Origin of the sequence: Bacillus sp. CDB3 (assembly GCF_002081505.1) — a bacterium.
Classification (GTDB): domain Bacteria; phylum Bacillota; class Bacilli; order Bacillales; family Bacillaceae_G; genus Bacillus_A; species Bacillus_A cereus_AT.
The window spans coordinates 244,791-260,167 of sequence record NZ_ALBR01000097.1 but is presented as its reverse complement, the minus strand read 5'-3'; the positions used below and the strand labels follow the sequence as shown (position 1 = coordinate 260,167).

Genomic DNA, 15,377 nt, shown 5'->3' with positions numbered 1-15,377 from the left:
AAGAAGCTGGCTCTCCCATTTATTTTTTATAAACCTTTGTTGCTTCCATTCTTTGTATTAGCGTTTTCTCGTTCTGAGCGAGCCGCTTACACTTTTTTTATAGTAATTCAAACACTCCCGCTGCTCCCATTCCGCCGCCAATACACATTGTTACGATACCGAATTGTTGGTTGCGGCGTTTCATTTCGTGAATAAGAGATAGTGTTAGTTTTGCTCCTGTACAGCCAAGTGGATGTCCAAGTGCGATTGCACCGCCGTTTACGTTTACTTTTTCCTCATCTAAACCAAGTTCACGAATAACTTGGATCGATTGAGAAGCGAATGCTTCGTTTAGTTCGAATAGACCGATATCAGATAGCTCTAAGCCAGCTAATTTTAACGCTTTCGGAATTGCAGCGATTGGACCGATTCCCATTACTTCTGGTGGTACTCCAGCTACTGCAAATGAACGGAATTTTGCAAGTGGCTTCATGCCATCGCTCACTGCTTTTTCACGATCCATTAATAGTACAGATGCTGCACCGTCACTCATTTGTGAAGAGTTACCAGCTGTTACAGAACCGCGAACGTTAAATGCTGGACGTAATTTACCTAAAATATCTAATGTTGTCTCTGCTCTTACACCTTCGTCTTGTGCGAAAATGATTGTTTCTTCTTGCAGTTTGTTGTTTGAACCAACAGTACGTAATGTTACATCTACAGATACTGTTTCATCAGCAAAGTTCCCTGCAGCTAATGCTTTCGCAGCACGTTGATGACTTCTTACTGCAAATGCATCTTGCTCTTCACGAGAAATTCCATATTTCACAGCAACTTGCTCTGCTGTATGTCCCATACCCATATAATATTCTGGTGCTGCTTCTACAAGGCGACTATTCGGACGAACAACGTGTCCCATCATTGGAACTAAACTCATTGATTCCGCTCCGCCTGATAATACAGCTTCAGAGTGTCCAAGCATAATGCGCTCTGCTCCGTAAGCGATACTTTGTAACCCTGAAGAACAGTAACGGTTAATTGTAATAGCTGGAACATCGTAAGAAAGTCCTGCTAGCCCACCGATATTACGAGCCATATTTAAACCTTGCTCTGCTTCTGGCATCGCACAACCGAAAATTAAATCATCGATTGGTCCTTCATAATTCGCACGCTTTAACGTTTCTTTTACTACTAACGCCCCTAGATCGTCAGGACGAACTGTTTTTAATGAACCCCTCTTTGCTTTTCCAATTGGTGTTCTTGCTCCCGCAACAATGACAGCTTCTCTCATGAACGATATCTCCCCTCGTTATTAGTTACGTAATGGCTTTCCTTTTACAAGCATGTGCTGCATTCTTGCTTGTGATTTCATCTCACTTACTAAGCTAATAAATGCTTCACGTTCTACATCTAATAAATACTGCTCATCAACTTCTGTTCCGTACGGCACTTTTCCGCCCGCAATGACATATGCAAGTTTCTTCGCAATGTGCAGATCATGTTCAGAAATGTAACCTGATAAGTGCATTGCTTCTGCACCAAGTACAAGCGTTGCATATCCTGTCTCACCAACAACTGGTATTTTTTTGCGGATAGGTGCTTTATAACCTGCTTCATATAAAGAAAGTGCTTTTTGTTTCGCATCATATAGTAAGTGATCACCATTCACACTAATACCGTCTTTATCGCCTAAGAAGTTGTTCGATACAGCTTCTTGTGCTGATGTAGAAACTTTCCCCATCGCTACAGATTCGAATACTTTATTCGCAACTTTTTGCAGATCAAACTCTACACCGTTTGGCATTTTATTTAAGTGTTTAATGTATAGCTCTTTATTACCGCCTCCGCCAGGGATTAAGCCAACACCTACTTCTACTAAGCCCATATAAGTCTCGCTAGAAGCTTGAATGCTAGCAGCTGGTAAGCAAACTTCTGTACCGCCGCCAAGCGTCATACCATATGGTGCTGCTACAACTGGCTTAGAAGAGTACTTAATTTTCGTCATTGCATCTTGGAAGTTTTTCACAACCCACTCAATTTCAAAGTAGTTGTCGTCTTGTGCTTCCATTAAGATCATTGCAAGGTTCGCACCAACGCAGAAGTTCTTCGATTGGTTTCCGATAACAAGACCTTTATAATTCTTCTCTACTTCATCAACAGCGTAGTTAATCATTTGCGTAATATCCATACCGATTGCATTGCTCTTCGAATGGAATTCTAAGCAAAGGATACCGTCGCCTAAATCAATTAAGCTCGCTCCGCTATTTTTCTTTAATACGCCGTTTTTCTCTTTTAACTGCTTAAGAGAGATTGCTTTTTTGTTACGTTCGATTAGCTTATATTCACCATTATCGTAATAGTAACTATCGCCGTTATCATGTTTATAGAAAGTAGTGAAACCTTTCTCTAACATTTCTTTCACCCATGTCGGAACAACTACGCCGTTTTCTTCCATCTTTTGAATGGATTTTTCAACGCCGATTGCATCCCAAATTTCAAATGGCCCTTGCTCCCATCCGAAGCCCCACTTCATCGCTTGGTCAATTGCAACGATATCGTCCGCAATTTCTTTATGAAGTTTTGCAGAGTATAAAAGAGTCGGTGTGATAATGTTCCATAACAACTCTCCTGCGCGGTCTTTCGCGTATACAAGCGCTTTCAATTTATTCGCTAATCCTTTTTCTTGTTTACTTAACTCTACGGATGCAGCTTTTAATTTTTTACGCGCTTCGTATTCCATCGTTTCAGGATTTAATTCTAAAATTTCTTTTCCTTGTTTTAAGAAGAATCCTTGACCTGTTTTGCTTCCAAGCCATTTTTTATCAAGCATGTCATGCATGAAAGCTGGTACTTTAAATACATCACGCTCTTCTTCTTGTACGTTTTCATATACGTTATTTGCAACGTGTACGAATGTATCTAAACCAACAACATCTAATGTACGGAATGTTGCGCTCTTCGGACGGCCAATTAATGGACCTGTTACAGAGTCAACTTCTCCAACGCTATAGCCGCGCTTAATCATTTCTTGTAATGTTACAAGCAAGCCATACGTACCGATGCGGTTTCCAATAAAGTTTGGTGTATCTTTTGCGATAACAACGCCTTTTCCAAGAACGTCTTCGCCAAATAATTTCATGAAGCTTAATACTTGTGGATCAGTTTCTTTCGTCGGTATTACCTCTAGAAGTTTTAAATATCGTGGTGGGTTAAAAAAGTGTGTGCCTAAGAAGTGTTTCTGGAAGTCGCCTGAACGACCCTCTGCCATTTTTTCAACGGAAATGCCTGATGTATTTGAGCTCACAATTGAGCCAGGTTTACGAACAGCATCTACTTTTTCAAATAGTTTCTTCTTTATATCTAAGTTTTCAACTACTACTTCAATAATCCAATCTACATCAGCTAGACGCTCAAGATCATCTTCTAAGTTACCTGCTTCAATCAGTGCTAGATTTCCTTTCACTGTCAGAGGAGCTGGTTTTTGCTTTAATAGTTTTTGCACAGCCGTATTACTAAAACGATTTCTCACACTTTTATGTTCTAATGTAAGTCCCTTCGCTTCTTCTTCTTTCGTAAGCGCAGGTGGTACAATATCAAGCAATAATGTCGGAATACCAATATTAGCTAAGTGTGCCGCAATTCCTGAACCCATTACGCCTGAACCTAGAACAGCAGCCTTTTTAATTTGGAACATCCATTTCTCCCCCTATTCTTGAATGAATGCTCATTCAATTTTTCGACATAAGTCGCAATCAATGAGTGAGCCTCTACTAATAAATATATGATACAGTTTGAATTTTCGCAATATATTTATTGATAAAATTTTCTGAAATAAATATTTTTCTTTCATTTGGCTATGCTATACATGTGTATTTTCTTCATTAAAATGCACTTTTCCTTTTTTATAATCTGACGAAACTGGAGGAATTTATATGGCAAAACTTAAGAAGAACCCTTCGAAAGCTGGAATTAGCGCAGCAAGCGTAACTGGAAATGCAGGTCCGCATAATCACGGTGTTGAAAAAGGGCGTCAAGGTAATAACCAACAATATAAGAAGCATAATATGGGCGAAAAATAACGCTATATTTTTGGGCAGAGAACGTGGCATAATGATTAATGGCTGCTTTTTCTGCCCAATTTATTTGGAACAAAAGAGGGAATTATAATGAAACGAACAATAGTTATGATTGTAATGATTGCTACACTGTTTACAGGGATGATTTTCTTCTCTTATGCTCACAGACAACAAGCCGTAAGAGCGGATCAACCTAGTATTACTGGGCAATATGGAATTACAATCGATGCAGACACAGGTGAAATTTTGTATGGAAAACGCGAGGATGAGCGCTCTTATCCGGCTAGTATAGCCAAAATGATGACAACTCTTCTCTTACTTGAGAATGTAAAAGAAGATGAAGAAATTACAGTTACAGAAAACGCAATTAAAACAGAAAGTCAAAGTAAGAAGATTAAGCTTCGTGCTGGTGAAAAATTAAAACGTGATGAGGCATTAAAACTTATGCTCATCATTAGTGCAGACCCGATCGCTGAGTCAATTGCAGAACATATCGCAGGATCAAAAAATGAGTTTGTGAAAATGATGAATGCTAGAGCGAAGGAACTTGGGACGAAGCATGCAACTTTCAAAAACGCAAGCGGTGCTGATGCACTTGGAAATAAAGTATCACCTTATGACATTGCTATTATTACGAAAGAAGCCTTGAAGTATCCGATTGTTTTAGAATATATGAATTCAATACATACAACACTACATACTTCAGAGCGCTCTCCAAAAATCGCAAACTATGGACGAGAAGAACTATATGACGATCCATATGCAATTGGAAGTAAAAGCGGTTTATCTGCACTCGGAAAATATACAGTCGTAACTGTTGATGAAAAAGACGGTAAACGTGTCATCAATGTCGTATTATCTTCTACTCGTACACAGCTATACCCTGATACGAAGAAAATGGCACACTATGCATTTCAGCAATTAAAATAACCAAGGAGAATTTTCTCCTTGGTTATTTTTTGATCATACCTTTTAATACGAACGCAACGTTCGCTGGACGCTCTGCTAGACGGCGCATGAAGTAACCATACCAGTCGTTTCCATACGGTACGTAAACACGCATTTTATAGCCTTCTTTTACTAGCTCAAGTTGACGCTCTGTACGAATACCAAATAGCATTTGGAATTCAAATTGATCCCTTGAAATATTGTGTTCTTCGGCAAGTTTTTTCGTATATTCAATAATCGCTTCGTCATGTGAAGCAATTGCAGTATAATTTCCATTTAATAAGTGCATTTTAATAATTTTTTTATAATTGTCATCTACATCTTTCTTGTCTGGGAACGCTACTTCTTCAGGTTCCTTATAAGCCCCTTTTACAAGACGTAAATTAGGATTATAAGCATTTAAATCTTCAATATCTTTTTCTGTACGATATAAATAAGCTTGAATAACTGTACCAATATTATCGTATTCAGATTTTAATTGTTTAAAGATATCGATTGTTTTTCCACAACGCGTATAGTCTTCCATATCAATTGTAACAAACACACCGTTTTCTTTTGCAGCTTCTAAAATACGGCGCATATTATTCATTACAATTTCATCAGAGATATCTAATCCCATAGAAGTCATTTTTAAAGAAAGTTGCGAATCAAGACCTTCTCTTCCAATTGCACGAATCGCTTCAATCGATTGGGTAGCCATTTCATTTGCTTCTGCTTCATTATCAACGAATTCACCTAAATAATCGATTGTTACACAAAGACCTTGCTTATTTAATTGTTGAATTGCAGCTGTCGCTAATTCAATCGTCTCCCCTGCGACGAAGCGACCTGCACCAAAGCGCAAACCGTACTTTTTAGCCAGTTTTGTTAGCGCTTTATTTTTAGATAAGAAAAGAAACGAATTTCGCATTAATTGTTCCATGTAATTCACCCCTATGACTGTACTTTATCTGTTTTTTACCCCTCTTCGGAATTATATCATTGTTTAAAATTATTTGATACAAATAATTATTTAGATAATTTATAAAATACTATAAAAACATTTAAAACCCCATATTCTCGCTTACAAATATGCCGGAAATATTTTTCGACATTTATAAAAAACGGGTTTACTAGGCAAAAAATAAGCATGTCGAAAATATTCGACATGCTTATAAAACCCTTTATATTCCATGTAAATTATATAAGGATATTAATATAGAAAATTTGAGGTAACATTATCTCAAGCTTTTTTACTTCTCATTTCGCTTCTCATCATTCAGCTTTTTAATATTCGTAATTAACTGTACCATCTCTTCTTTCGCATCTGGATACGTCTCATTCCAATGCTTCACTAAAGCTGGCATCGTCTTAGCCATATAAGAATAAAGCGCCCATTTTTGCACCTGCTCTTTTCGCTCTTCGTTGCTCTCTCCAAGTAATAGCTCCGTGTATTTCTCTAACAATCCGTCAAATTGCTCGTTAAATTTTTCACTCATCTCATTTCCTCCTATATGAAAAAAGCAGCGAAGATCGCTGCTTTTTCTTATAATTTTGATCGAACAGAGTTTAATTTCTTCTCCATTGTGCTTACTTTATCACGACGATCATCGATACGAATTGTTGTCGCAACGCGCTGTGCACCTTTCGTATATGGAACTTCATGCATTTGTTGAATTACTTCTAGAATGACAGGAAGATCTCCTTCAATTACTGTATTCATCGGTGTTAATTGATACTTCACACGATCAGCATTTTTCTCTAGCACCTTTTGTACTTCTGCTACATATTCACTAACACTCGGATTACCTGTTCCTACTGGAATAATCGATACGTCAACAATTGCCATAGTAACTTACCTCCTATAACTGCTTCTTATATATCCATCTTCTATTTTACCGAAATCCTCATCACTTTACTAATATGTTTTCTTCTACTTTAAACTGCTCAACCAATCTTCCTAAGTCCTGCATATTCTCTGTCAAACTTTCCATCGTATGAGCCACTTTTTCTAAATGATTAACTTGTGACTCAGTCGCTGCATTAACCTCTTCAGAAACAGCTGTACCTAATATTACAAACATCATAGAAATAAGCACCGAAAATACTACCGCAATTTTTAAACGTAAACTTCTCAACACTTGTGCAAAAACAAATAGTTCATTATCCTTAACATATAATCTCATTCGTTCGGAGGGAACTATGCTACAAAAATTCGGTTTCTCACAATATGAAAGCCAGGCCTATGAAGTTGTCGTATCAAGCATCGAACCATTAGATGCAACAACTATCGTTAAACATTCAGGTGTTCCAAAAGCAAAAATATACGAAGTGTTAGCACGCCTAGTTAATAAAGGGATGGTAATGGATTCTGTTTCAGAAAAGAAAAAGTTGTATACAGCATTACCACTCAAGCTAGCAATTGAAAAATTAACGACAGAATTCCAATCTAATATTAAAGAACTTGAAAATAATATTTCTAAAAAGTCATTTACAGATGACCGCGTTTGGAGTTTAAAAATGCAGTCTTCTATTAAAGTACAAAGTAGGCAACTTGTAGAAGATGCGAAAGAATCTATACGCATCTCTGCATGGAATGATACCCTTTTAGAATATCTTCCTTTACTAGAACAAAAAGCAAAACAAGGCGTCCGAATCGAGTCCCTCATAGTTGGAAAAGTAGAAACAGACTTAGAAAACATGCATTTTCTAATCCCAACTGAAGAGCCTAACGCATTAGAGCGGTACTTACTACTCATCGTTGACGATCGTGAAATTTTATTTGCTGGTGTAGAGCAAGAATCATGGCAAGCGATGAAAACAATGTCACAACCTTTCGTGAAGTTCTTTACGGAGTTCTTCTATCATGATGTTGCACTTGCGAAGATTACCCAGAAGCACCATGATCTCTTTATGGAAGATGAGGAAATTAAGAACTTGTTAATGAAGTTAAGGTATTAAGTAATTAAAACGCAAAAAAGAGTCTAGTTCTTCACCTAGACTCTTTTTCATTTTGCTCTTTTATCTCCATCAAAAGTTCAATAATCTTCTCATTTTGTTCTACTTGTTTCTCAGAATTTTGATAGATGAAACGAATCCATCTAAAAACAAAAACAACCACAAATAACGGAAGCACTGTGAATATAAAACCAATAATTGAATAATCCATATACCATCACCTCGCTATATACTCCCTTCTCCATTTCTCTACTAACCCCTGCAATTTTTTACAAATAAAAAAAGAACCTATCAAACGATAGATTCTTCTTTCGCAAACTGATTCGAGCGTCCTCTCGTAATTGAGAAAATCGCACAAAGTAGCGCCAATATAATAAAACCGCCACCTACCCAAGCGTTATATATAACAGATGATTTCTCAATAACAACTCCGCCCACTGTTGAACCGAGCGCAATTCCTAGATGAAGTGCAGAGTTATTTAAACCTTGCTGAATACCAGCTGATTCCGGTGCAATTTCAATTAAATAATTTTGTTGCGCTGGTGAAATCGCCCAGCTCAGCATACTCCAAAGCCCCATCATAATGATAAAGAGCGGGAATGAGAATGTCATTAGTGGCAATAGGAAGATAGCACATGCAAATACGATAATAATCGAGATAATACTTTTCTTCGATCCCCATTTATCAGCAAGCCAGCCTCCAAGTCCGCCTCCAATTACTGCTGCGATTCCGAAAATAAAGTAAAACACACTGATCCAGTTTGCTTCAACATGCATTACGTCTTTTAAAAACGGTGTTAAATATGCATACAATGTTAAATGCCCCGTTAAAAACAAAAATGATGTTAACTGTGCACTTACAATTTTTTTATCTTTTAAAGTAGCAATTTGTTCTTTTATTGATAGTACCGATGTCGGTGGTACTTTCGTTAAGAACAATGAAATACAAGCAATTGCCATAACTGTTAATATCGAAATTAATACAAATGGCGCACGCCATCCGTATGCATTTCCGAGCACAAGACCTAGCGGTACTCCAAGTACGAGTGATCCGCTAATCCCCATGAAAATGATTCCAATTGCACGCGCACGAAAATGCGGTTCTACTACACTAGAAGCAAGTGTTACCGATAGTGCAATAATAAGCGATCCACTCGCTGCACAAATTACTCTCGAGAACATTAACATCCCATAATTCACACTAAATGCCGAAACGATATTTCCAATTAAGAAAATTGATAATGCCACAACATACAATTTCTTTCTTTCAAACTTACCTGTTACTGCTAATAAAACTGGCCCTGATAGAGCGAATACTACTGAAAATATTGTAATAAGCTGACCAGCTGCACTAATCGACACACCTAAATCATTGGCAACTAAATCAAGCGTTCCTCCTATAATTAGCTCAACCGTTCCGACTACGAAAGCCGCAATAGCTAAAATATATACACGAAAATTCAAGTCTTTCCCCACACTTTCTATTTTGGTTACTACGACTATAGTAACCAAAATAGAAAGTGGAGGCAAGTACAATTTTTTTACAGCAAAAAAAGCAGGCGTATAATACGCCTGCCCCTCAAATATTAAACTCCAGTTTCTTTCTTCCTATTCAAGTACCAATACACCGGAAGTCCAGTAAATACCATTCCAATCGATAAGAAACAACTTACCGGATCGTTAATAATCGCACTTCCAAGTACAAACAATGACCCTAAAATCGCAACGATTGGTACAATCGGGAATAACGGTACACTATATGCACGCTCTTTATCCTTGTTACGTCTTCTTAAAATGAAGACACCAATAAACGTCATTACGTAGAAAATATAAATAATGAATACGGAAATCTCAGATAGCTTATTCGGATCACTAATAAGCATTAAAATAATTCCTAATATGATTTCAACAGTAATCGCATTTGCTGGTGTTTTAAATCTTGGGCTTTCCTTTGCAATAAACTTAGAAAACGGAAGGTGTCCACGCTCTGCCATCGACATCGGAATACGTGGGAACGTTAAAATCTTTCCATTTAAACAGCCGAAAATAGAAATGATAATACCGATACTAATAATTTTCCCGCCATATTCTCCAAGTAACATGCCCGCAGCTGTCGCTGTTGCATTTTCTCCAAGGTCCACAATTTTCGCTGCTGGTAATACATTTAATAACGCTAAGTTAATTAATACGTAAGCAGCTGTTACAATTAAAATCCCAACTGTCATTGCCTTCGGTAATAATTTTGTTGGGTTCTTCATTTCTCCGCCAATAGAAGCGAGTAAAATCCAACCATCATAAGCAAATAAAGTTGCCAAAATTGCCATCCCGATACTTTGATTTTCTGATATCGGCACAACTACGTTAAAGATATCACTATTCCCTTTCCAAAACCCTAACACAACAATTAAAAAGATTGGTATCATCTTCCCAACCGTCGTAACCGTTTGGACGATCCCCCCATATTTTGTTCCCATACTATTTATAACGCCTAGAAACACAACTGTTCCAATTGCGATTGGTAAATTCCATACTTTATCTAAATAGAAAAAATTAATCATTAAAGAACTAAAATACAAACCTAATGTTCCAATAATAGCTGGTCCATAAACAATTGTTTGCATCCAGCCAGATAAATACCCCCAAAAACTTCCGTAGATCTCCTCTAAATACGTATACAACCCACCATTTTTCGGAATTTGCGCTCCAATTTCGGCTACTGTTAAACCACTTGCTAACGTCAACAGACCACCAATTACCCAAGCCCAAATAGCCATATTAGAACTCCCTGAGTAATCTAATACGCTCCCTGGTTTCATAAACACACCAGACCCAATAATAGTTCCTACTACGATAGAAAGTGCCACTGTTAAACCAATTTTGTTTTTCTCATCATGATGCATGCTGCGTATCCTCCTTCCAATTCTAGTGTGATGCAAAAATGAAATAAAAAAACACTCCTCCCTAAAAAAGGGACGAGTGTTGTATTCGTGGTTCCACCCTTGTTTCAATTCGCAAAGTGACACACTTCACCAATTTCTCAAGTCTAAATAACGGTTTTTGCCGGCAAGCAATTACTAGATATCCGTTCACTGCTGCAGTTCAGAGGGGGTAATCGATTTTCCCGTATTAGGAAGCTCACAGCCAAAGGCTTCCCTCTCTGAGAATCGTAAAAAATTGATCATGTCCTCATCATCACTTCTTGATGTCGAATTTTGTAGTTATTTCCCATTATATTGAATTGTTAGAAAAAATCAATATATTTTTTATATAACATAAGAAATATTTCTCTCCTTATATTATAACAGAAGCTACTTTATTTCTCTAATCTCCTCTTCCACGAACGCCATAAGGTCGTAAATGAAATTATATCGATAATTCGACAAAAGGGACAACGATAGCACTCCAAATACTAAAAGGAGGCTGTTCCAAAAACAGCCTCCTCGCATACGTATCTTTCGGTTGCCCACACGGAAGATACGACATAGTTCAATTATTTATCTTCATTTTTCATAAAAAACTTATGGTGCGGAAGATCCACATTTAATTCTGCTAGTTGTTTCTTTTCATTTTCTAGAATCGCTTTCGCTTTTTCTTTTGTTGCTGCATCTAAGTTCGCGAAGATGTCTTCATGCTTCTCTTTCTCTGGAAGTTTCACACCTAATTTTGTTAATTCTTCTTTTGCTTGCCCATGCGTTAATTTCCCAGATTTCTCTTGCTCTAAAATCGACTTCGCTTTTTCCTTTGTTGCCTCATCTAACCCTGCAAACATATCCTTGTGCTTACCCTTCTCTGGGAATTTCACACCTAGTTTTGTCAATTCCTCTTTTGCTTGTTCACGAGTTAGTTTCCCGGATTTTTCTTGCTCTAAAATCGACTTCGCTTTTTCTTTCGCCTGTTCATCTAACCCTGCAAACATATCCTTGTGCTTACCCTTTTCTGGGGATTTCACACCTAGTTTTGCCAATTCCTCTTTTGCCTGTTCACGAGTTAGTTTCCCGGATTTTTCTTGTTCTAGAATCGACTTCGCTTTTTCTTTTGTTGCCTCATCTAGATTCGCAAACATATCTTTACGTTTCTCTTTCTCTGGAAACTTTACACCTAGTTCCTCTAATTGTTTCTTTGTATCATCCATAATCGTTTTTACTTTTTGTTTTGTAGCGGCATCTAAATCTTTTTTCACCGTTTTTGTAGGTTGATCCGCTGCTGGAGTATTCGTTGCCGCAAATGCTGGTACACCCACTCCTCCTATAATTCCAAATGATAAAGCACCTGCAATTGCTAAATATCCAACTGTTTTCTTCTTCATAGGAAATTTCCTCCTTCACATTTTTAAAGCATGTACACTTTCGTATACAATGCCTATAGTAATGTTGATTTCTTAAAATTCCCTTAACGACTTAACAAAAAAACACCGCTCATCACGAGCGGCGTTTATCTAAGCTTTTTGTAATTGTAATTCTTCACGTTCCATTACTTTCCTTAATACAATTGTTTGTGTCATTGTAAATAAGTTACCTGTAATCCAATACAATACAAGTCCTGACGGTGCCGCAATTCCCATAAATAAAATCATCGCCGGCATCATTATTTGCTGTATTTTCAGCATCTGTACTTGCTCTCCTGGCGTTATATTTGATTGGAACACCTTCATCTGGATAAATGTCGTTAACGCTGCAATAATCGGTAATATATGATATGGATCTGCATGTCCTAAGTTCACCCATAAAAATGAAGATGTACGAATCTCTTCAGTTCGGCTAATCGCATAATACAAAGCAGAGAAAATCGGCATTTGTATAAAGATTGGCCAGCAACCAGCTAACGGATTCCAACCGCCTGATTTCATTAGTTCTGACATTTCTTTTTGATACTGCTTTTGTTTTTCAAGATCTTTACCCACATCACCGTGTTTCTTTTTCAGCTTCTGTAATTCAGGTTGCATTTTTTTCATTTTCATCTGACTACGATATTGCGAAACAGCTAATGGAATCAGTGCTGAACGAACAACAAGCGTAATGACAATGATAGCAATCCCAAAGCTTCCACCAGATATATGATGAGCAACAAATTGAATCATATACGATATTGGATATACGAAATAATGGTTCCAAATTCCCGTACTATGTGAATCTATTGTGCCTGCATTACTACAGCCAGATAAAACAAAAACAAGTAATAATGATAAACTAATGAGCGCAGCTCGGTATGATTTTAACATGTTCATTCCTCCAATGTTTCGTAATTAATTAGCGAAACATTGGTGTATACGGACCTACCTCGTCACTCTCTCCACTTGATTCTTGTCTACGGACAGAGCGAATCATTCCATATTTATAAAAAATAGAGAAAAGCGGTACATTTCCGATACCCTCTTCACACGTATCAACTAGTTTAAAAGCTCTCTGTCTACCGCTCGATGCTTGCTGACGTACGAAACGAGAAACGTTAGCAAGAAAAAAGACTTCTAATACACAAAGCGCTGTCGTTACAAACGATATATACAGAAGTGCATCCTGCAATAAAAATTCCATCGCTTCACATCCTTAATAAAGTCATTTTAGCACATTCAACAAACATTCTCTATTTCCTTTTATTTTCAAAAAAGAATTTTGCATATTTTCTCAAAAAATTATGCTATAAAACTAATGTATTCGCTTTCTTTATTATATTCACACGTATCTTTGAATAGGTTTAATTTTTTAGAAATTTATAAAATTTTTGCATTATAATAAAACTATTGCCAGTTTTTGAAAAAAGCTTTATTCTCTTCTTGTAATCAAAAATGAATATGGAGATGAAACATACTATGGGTCAACTAGGAGACGCCGATTACGTTCCCGACACCGCCTTTTTATCCTTCCCAGCAGCTAAAACATTTCATTTAGAATTCATTATACAGTTGGTTGTTATTTTTATAGCTTCTATTTTGTATGCAATTTCTATGAATATGTTTTTTATCCCGCATAATATGATTAGCGGTGGATTCGCTGGTGTAGGGATGATTATCGGTTATTTAATGCACTACAATATCGGAGCACTTATCTTTTTACTAAACATTCCGCTTCTTATTTTAAGTCACTTTTACTTAGGAAAGAAGACAACCTTTTTAACGGCATACTTTGTAGCTGTATCATCTTTAGCGATGAACATTATCCCAGTACACCAAGTTTCAGACGATATTTTACTGTCTTCTGTATTCGGTGGTGTCATCTGCGGTGCTGCCTCAGGAATCATATTCCGATTTGCTTCTTCAACAGGTGGTTTTGATGTTGTTGGATTGATTGTAGCGAAACATCGCGATGTTTCAATTGGAGCAATCATCTTTGGATTCAACTTAATCTTACTTGTTGCAGCAGGATTTATTTTCGGATGGGATATTACGCTTTATACGTTAATTAGTCGGTTTGTGGTCAGCAAAGTAATTGATGCCGTGCATACAAAACATATTAAATTAACGATAATGACAATTACAGAAAAAGGTGAGGAAATAAAAAGCTCACTGCTACATCACGGCATACGTGGCGTAACAATGGTAGATGCTGTCGGCGGCTATACAAACCATAAGAAAAAAATGATTTACACTGTCGTAACTCGCTACGAGTTAGGCGAAATGAAACGTATTATTCGCCAAGTGGATAATAAAGCATTTATGAACATTACTGAAACAGTTGAAATTGTCGGCCGTTTCAAACGTATATAAAAAAGCGCAAGGAACTACAATTCCTTGCGCTTTTTATTTTTTACACTTATTACAAAATCAGATAATTCTATTATTGTGGCGCTAAATATGTTATAATAAAAGTAGACTTACAAAAAAGAGTATATAGACTTGGAAGTTTCTCTTATTATTATAAACAAAAAGAAACGAGAAGTCGGGTATATTTCAGACATCATACACGTAACGGTTTAAAAAACCGATCATCTTAGTTATTCTTCACTGATCTTTTTATAAAAAGATGCGTACAACTAAAATCCACTTCAATTATACCTACCTTTTTGACTTCCAAATCATCTTATTACATAGGGAGATGAACATATGAATCAATATATACGATATACAATAGCTATCCTGTTTGCCATTATCGGCGGTGTGATTTGCTTCTGGACAAACACTCAGCTTGGAGAGAACATCATTTTTAATGGAATCGAAACTCTTGTAAGCGCTTCAATTCTAGGCGGCTACATTTTCTTCCTCTTCAATCCAGATGAAAATGCTCAAAAAACAATGTTATTAACAATGATCGGAATCGTTGGCGGATGTATTTCCTACTCAATGACAAACTATACATTACCACTTCAATTAAGCTCAGCTTTCTTCCACGGTCTTTGGACTTGGTTCATTGCATTCTGCCTAGCAGATGTATTCAACTTACTACAAGATCACGAAAAAGAAAATGGTCAGCAAATTGAAAGCAACTCTTAAGCTGGAAGATATTC

At 37.0% G+C, this 15,377-nt stretch carries 17 protein-coding genes and 1 other annotated feature; of the genes, 5 read left to right on the top strand and 12 right to left on the bottom strand.

Translation table 11 applies throughout. The features are described 5' to 3' along the window. Positions 1-97 precede the first annotated feature (97 nt). Both CDB3_RS25465 and CDB3_RS25460 read right to left on the bottom strand, forming a co-directional pair. Positions 98-1,270, bottom strand: coding sequence for an acetyl-CoA C-acetyltransferase (locus tag CDB3_RS25465; RefSeq protein ID WP_001206343.1), 1,173 nt, complete (start codon positions 1,268-1,270; stop codon positions 98-100). 21 nt (positions 1,271-1,291) lie between these two features. Then, a complete protein-coding gene (locus CDB3_RS25460) occupies positions 1,292-3,673 on the bottom strand; it encodes a 3-hydroxyacyl-CoA dehydrogenase/enoyl-CoA hydratase family protein (RefSeq protein ID WP_128856391.1) in 2,382 nt (793 codons plus the stop codon). Positions 3,674-3,911: 238 nt separating this feature from the next. On the opposite strand from CDB3_RS25460, the gene CDB3_RS25455 reads away from it, so the two are divergent. Together CDB3_RS25455 and CDB3_RS25450 are read left to right on the top strand one after the other, a co-directional pair. Beyond that, on the top strand, positions 3,912-4,058 hold the full coding sequence (locus CDB3_RS25455; RefSeq protein ID WP_001096344.1) for a YuzL family protein: 147 nt from the start codon (positions 3,912-3,914) through the stop codon (positions 4,056-4,058). A gap of 87 nt (positions 4,059-4,145) precedes the next feature. Next, positions 4,146-4,985: a D-alanyl-D-alanine carboxypeptidase family protein gene (locus CDB3_RS25450; RefSeq protein ID WP_128856390.1), complete on the top strand. Its 840-nt coding sequence runs from the start codon at positions 4,146-4,148 to the stop codon at positions 4,983-4,985. 22 nt (positions 4,986-5,007) lie between these two features. Here the strand turns inward: CDB3_RS25450 and CDB3_RS25445 are convergent, their stop codons facing one another. From CDB3_RS25445 to CDB3_RS31855, 4 genes are all read right to left on the bottom strand, one after another. After that, positions 5,008-5,925 (bottom strand): proline dehydrogenase family protein, encoded by a 918-nt coding sequence (locus CDB3_RS25445; protein ID WP_002174080.1) that lies wholly within the window; start codon positions 5,923-5,925, stop codon positions 5,008-5,010. 310 nt (positions 5,926-6,235) lie between these two features. Further along, positions 6,236-6,481, bottom strand: a complete 246-nt coding sequence (locus tag CDB3_RS25440; RefSeq protein ID WP_001290599.1) for a YusU family protein — start codon at positions 6,479-6,481, stop codon at positions 6,236-6,238. Between the two features lie 47 nt (positions 6,482-6,528). After that, entirely contained in the window at positions 6,529-6,831 is a 303-nt protein-coding gene (locus CDB3_RS25435; protein ID WP_001018862.1) for an MTH1187 family thiamine-binding protein, read from the bottom strand. A gap of 61 nt (positions 6,832-6,892) precedes the next feature. Continuing rightward, complete coding sequence (locus CDB3_RS31855; protein WP_179139753.1) at positions 6,893-7,069, bottom strand: hypothetical protein; 177 nt, start codon at positions 7,067-7,069, stop codon at positions 6,893-6,895. Between the two features lie 115 nt (positions 7,070-7,184). Here CDB3_RS31855 and CDB3_RS25425 point away from each other — a divergent pair, with 115 nt between their 5' ends. Beyond that, positions 7,185-7,943 (top strand): TrmB family transcriptional regulator, encoded by a 759-nt coding sequence (locus CDB3_RS25425; protein ID WP_128856388.1) that lies wholly within the window; start codon positions 7,185-7,187, stop codon positions 7,941-7,943. 31 nt (positions 7,944-7,974) lie between these two features. Here CDB3_RS25425 and CDB3_RS31850 read toward each other — a convergent pair whose 3' ends face one another. From CDB3_RS31850 to CDB3_RS25400, 6 genes are all read right to left on the bottom strand, one after another. Next, complete coding sequence (locus CDB3_RS31850) at positions 7,975-8,151, bottom strand: hypothetical protein (protein WP_179139756.1); 177 nt, start codon at positions 8,149-8,151, stop codon at positions 7,975-7,977. 80 nt (positions 8,152-8,231) lie between these two features. Beyond that, positions 8,232-9,527 (bottom strand): MFS transporter, encoded by a 1,296-nt coding sequence (locus CDB3_RS25420; protein WP_128856387.1) that lies wholly within the window; start codon positions 9,525-9,527, stop codon positions 8,232-8,234. Then, positions 9,527-10,840, bottom strand: a complete 1,314-nt coding sequence (locus CDB3_RS25415) for an APC family permease (protein ID WP_128856386.1) — start codon at positions 10,838-10,840, stop codon at positions 9,527-9,529. Before CDB3_RS25415 ends, CDB3_RS25420 begins: the two co-directional genes overlap by 1 nt. A 65-nt stretch (positions 10,841-10,905) precedes the next feature. Beyond that, positions 10,906-11,142: a binding site (T-box leader), on the bottom strand. A gap of 288 nt (positions 11,143-11,430) precedes the next feature. Beyond that, on the bottom strand, positions 11,431-12,246 hold the full coding sequence (locus CDB3_RS25410; protein ID WP_128856385.1) for a hypothetical protein: 816 nt from the start codon (positions 12,244-12,246) through the stop codon (positions 11,431-11,433). 129 nt (positions 12,247-12,375) lie between these two features. Beyond that, complete coding sequence (locus CDB3_RS25405; protein WP_097832165.1) at positions 12,376-13,158, bottom strand: membrane protein insertase YidC; 783 nt, start codon at positions 13,156-13,158, stop codon at positions 12,376-12,378. Between the two features lie 28 nt (positions 13,159-13,186). Next, positions 13,187-13,471, bottom strand: coding sequence for a hypothetical protein (locus CDB3_RS25400; RefSeq protein ID WP_002174090.1), 285 nt, complete (start codon positions 13,469-13,471; stop codon positions 13,187-13,189). A gap of 275 nt (positions 13,472-13,746) precedes the next feature. Here CDB3_RS25400 and CDB3_RS25395 point away from each other — a divergent pair, with 275 nt between their 5' ends. Beyond that, the gene (locus CDB3_RS25395) at positions 13,747-14,640 is read left to right on the top strand and encodes a YitT family protein (RefSeq protein WP_000530031.1); all 894 of its coding nucleotides are present in this window, start codon (positions 13,747-13,749) and stop codon (positions 14,638-14,640) included. 336 nt (positions 14,641-14,976) lie between these two features. Next, positions 14,977-15,363 carry a DUF3938 domain-containing protein gene (locus tag CDB3_RS25390; RefSeq protein WP_128856384.1) on the top strand — a complete coding sequence of 129 codons (387 nt, stop codon included), beginning with the start codon at positions 14,977-14,979 and terminating at the stop codon, positions 15,361-15,363. Positions 15,364-15,377: the final 14 nt, after the last annotated feature.